This is a genomic window from Holospora elegans E1 (assembly GCF_000648275.1).
Lineage (GTDB): Bacteria > Pseudomonadota > Alphaproteobacteria > Holosporales > Holosporaceae > Holospora > Holospora undulata_A.
The window spans coordinates 1-4291 of sequence record NZ_BAUP01000017.1 but is presented as its reverse complement, the minus strand read 5'-3'; the positions used below and the strand labels follow the sequence as shown (position 1 = coordinate 4291).

At 32.0% G+C, this 4291-nt stretch carries 1 protein-coding gene; it reads left to right on the top strand.

The features are described from left to right. The first annotated feature begins 729 nt into the window (after positions 1-729). Positions 730-3954 carry a hypothetical protein gene (locus HE1_RS00240; protein WP_035543233.1) on the top strand — a complete coding sequence of 1075 codons (3225 nt, stop codon included), beginning with the start codon at positions 730-732 and terminating at the stop codon, positions 3952-3954. Positions 3955-4291 lie beyond the last annotated feature (337 nt).

The following is a 4291-nucleotide window of genomic DNA, read 5'->3' as shown; positions in this document are numbered from 1 at the left end:
AATTTCGTCGAAAACCCTTTTCAAATACACGCCCTCTTGAGATGTTAGAGGTAACACTGCGTATTTTTGCGGCACTTCACGTTAATAAAACTTTGAAAATCAATCATGCTATCTTTGGTTAAAAGTCTCTTTTTTTAAATTCAGCAACTTTGTTTTGCTCTTGCTTGAAATGTTTAGGACGAGGCTTCAATATAGGAGTAATTTAACTATTTAACTTCTTGATCTCTTGATGAACGGTTGACTTGCTAATTTCCATATTACAGAGCGGTTCTAGTTATGTCGTAAATCCTTGACTAATGCCATGAGTCTTGGCTGAAATTGCTTTTGCTACTTTACGTGATATTCGTGCAGCTTCACCAATCTCCCTAAGCTAATATTTTGCTTCTTTTGCGACCTGCGCGGTTGATAGTTTTAATGCGGATGCCATTCTATTTAAGCTGTTTGTTATACACCTAAGATAAACTTCTCCTTTTCTTAAAAGGCAATCATTATACGCTTATTTAGCAATGGGAATTGGTGTAATGTGCTGTGCGCTAACAAGGTTTTTATGTTTCCTTAATTATCCAAAAATTGTTTTAGAGTTTTTTTCATCTGCAAAAAATATTTTTGAGGCTCTCGATGTTGATCATAAGCGCTGAATTTCTTTACGCAGTAAATCGATTTTTTTGTTGACATTTTTTTGTAATAATTGTAGAATTAACTTATTGTAAGCAAACATTAAAAATATTTATGAAACAAAAAATACTATTAACTTTTTTTCTTTTTCTTTCGCAGACAGGTTCTTTATATTCTAGTCCAGTTGGTCAGTTGACGCCCTCAGAGCTGAGCTCTTTTGTTGAAAACTTTGTTCGAAACAATCCAAAATCTTCTGTTTTGTCATGTATAAAAAAATATTTACAAACTAATGGAAAAGAAAATGTGAAAATAGTATTTTTACACCTTCTATCACAAAAAGTAGTAGAGTCTCAAGAAATAGAAGAAGTTTTGGCTGATACAGAAGTATCTGACGCGTTGTCTAATCAATGGGTGGATCTTTTAAAAAGTTGTATTAGAGAAGATAAACTAGATAATTTTAACAAGTTTTTTGAGAACGATAAAATATTTGCAAAATTAAATAATATTGATTTTAAAATAATATTGAGATGTTGTGCTTATTATAATAAACTAGATTTATTTAATAGTGTTTCTAAAAACAAAGGCGTATTGGAAAAATTAGATAGTGGAGTTTTAGAATCAATATTATACAACTGTATCTTAGACAATAAAATAGATTTTTTCGACGAGCTTTTAAGAAACCAGAAAGTATTGGAAAAATTAGATATTAAGGCAATATTAACCAGATCTGTCGCACAAAATAAATCATTATTTTTCGATAAGTTTTTAAGAAATGCCAACGTATTGGAAAAATTAGATAATGAACGTTTAAAATTGCTATTAATCAGCTGTATCTATTCCGATAAAATAGATTGTTTTGACAAGATTTTAGGAAATGAAAAAGTATTGGAAAAATTAAATAGTAAAGACTTAGAATCGGTATGGGGTAGCTGTATTGAAAAGGACAAGTCATCTTTTTTCGATAAACTTTTAGGAAACGAAAAAGCATTGAAAAAATTAGATAGTACAGATTTAATAAGATCAACAGTAATTAGCTGTATCTGCATCGATAAAATAGATTTTTTTGATAAACTTTTAAGAAACGAAAAAGCATTGGAAAACTTAGATAGTATAGATTTAAGATCAATAGTAATCAGCTGTATCTTTGACAATAAAACAGATTTTTTCGATAAGATTTTAGAAAATGCTAATCTATTAGAAAAATTAAGTAGTGAATATTTAAGATTAATAGTAATCAGCTGCACCTACGATAACAAAATAGATTTCTTCGACAAGCTTTTAGGAAACGCCACCGTATTAAAAAACTTAGATAGTACAGATTTAAAATTAATAGTAGAAAACTTTATTTGCAACGATAAAATAGATTTTTTTGACAAGCTTTTAGAAAACGCCACCGTATTAAAAAACTTAGATAGTACAGATTTAGAGCTAGTATTGGGCCAATGTATCTATAGAAATAAAACAGATTATTTCGACAAACTTTTAGAAAACGCCACCGTATTAAAAAACTTAGATAGTACAGATTTAGAGTTAGTATTGGGCCAATGTATTTATCAAAATAAGACAGATTGTTTCGACAAGCTTTTAGAAAACGCCAGCGTAGTAGAAAAATTAGAGAGTAAAGGTTTAGAGCTAGTATTGGGCCAATATATCTCTAGAAATAAAACAGATTGTTTCGACAAGCTTTTAGAAAACGCCAGCGTAGTAGAAAAATTAGAGAGTAAAGGTTTAGAGCTAGTATTGGGCCAATATATCTCTCGAAATAAAACAGATTTTTTTGACAAGCTTTTAGAAAACGCCAGCGTATTAGAAAAATTAGATAGTAAAGGTTTAAAGTCAGTATTGAGCCAATGTATCTCTAGAAATAAAACAGATTTTTTTGACAAGCTTTTTCAAAATAACGAAAACCTTACAAAATTACTAAAAACATGTATCAAACAGAATAGTGTGGCTTTTTTCTGTAACAGGGAAGTATTATCTTTTTTCACTGATCAAAATAAGATAAAATTCTTCAGTGTTCTTTCTGAAAATGATGCTTTTTTTGAAAGACTTCGCCCTGAAGAATCAAATGATCTTGCGCTAGAACTGGCTTTTTGCTCAAAGGACGTGCTGGAAAATGAAAGTGCATTAAATCTTTTTGGAAAACTAATGAATAAAGTCGTTCCTTATACAGCAAGGCGTTTTGTTTTAGAAAATCTTGGAAAAATTAATGACCAAACACTATATGGATTTATCTCCAGGATTACTGGTAGAGTGAGTATCAATGAGGTCTTGAACGTGCTTTATTCAGATTCTCGTTACCAGGATTCAATTTTGGAACATATCGCAGGGATTAAACAGAAAGTTTTAGAATCAGATGTTCAAAAAGAAGTAAAAAAGCTTAAAGAGAAAAAAAATGGCAATCAACATATTGCAAGCACTCCAGGGGCGATTGCAACTCTGGCAAATGCTTTATCTCCTTTTTATTGGTGGGCTATTGAACAGCGTCTAGGGTATCCTGTTAATATTATGGAAGAACGTTTAGGTGAAGAATTAGGTGAAGAAATTGAAAAACTGCATGCAGCTATAGATTCTTCCAAATTAGATGATCAAAGAAAGCAAAATATTTTATTAGGCATTGATTATTTGCAAAGAGGTAGGGGATGGCATGGTGCGCAGCTTGGAAATGACTTCCATTTAGCGCTCTTAAGCACGGTTCACGATCGTTCAGAAGAATACGCATTTAAAAAAGTTATATTAAAAGAATTTGGTGAAGCTTCACAAAAATATCTTTTATTTCAAGACAAAAAAGACAATTCATCTGGGCAAAATTTCTACGTACTATTGGATAAAATGGCAATAGACTTTAATACTATTCCAGAATTCAACACACTTTATCCTAATGTTTTTGCAGCAAATGATGGAAAAACTTCTCAAGAAAAAGAAGCATTCGAACAGATTCGCGCAGCATCGTTTGAAAAAATTGCAAATTATTTTTGGGATTTAAAAAATAACGTACATACTGATGCAAACATGAGTATTTTTTTCAAATCGTATGGAAAAACGATAAGTAAATTTATGAGAGCGGTCGAAGAAGAATCTAGTAAAAATGTAGTAGATTTAGAAGATACAAATAGCCCTTATTTTAATCTTATTTGTTGTTACGAAGATACAGTAACACAAGGTGAGGGGTTTCCTTTGGCTATGCCTTCAGGCATCCAAGTGCCACTTGGACGGTGTTTACACGGCGTAGAGGTGGGGGTTTACGATGCAATAGCACAATCAGAAGGGCTACAATTTGAATTTCCAATAAGCGCTTCGTGTCGCCATTCCGAAAGTATTGCAGAACAACAGAAGTAAAAGAAGCTTTTAGAGGTCTGTAGCTTGAAAAGACGCCACTTTGTGGTGTCTTTTTACGCGAATAAAACCACGGGGGTGCCCCGTGAATATAGAGCCCCCCCATGTCTTCGTGGAAGAATGCAGGACATGCAGATCAGAAAACAAGGCCACTGTGCCTATCAATGTGAATATCATCTTGTAATCGTTGGTAAATATAGACGAAATAGTATTTACCGCGGGTAGTTTTGAATATTTTAAGGATAGTATGGGGCAAGTTAAAAAAAGCATACCTGAGGTTTAAATATTATAGTAATTTAGGTTGAATTAGGTGTAATTTTTTGTTACGATAAAAGAAAAA

Bases quoted from the DNA above. Each gene is read 5' to 3' on its own strand.
- HE1_RS00240 (WP_035543233.1), top strand. From the start codon at position 730: ATGAAACAAAAAATACTATTAACTTTTTTTCTTTTTCTTTCGCAGACA.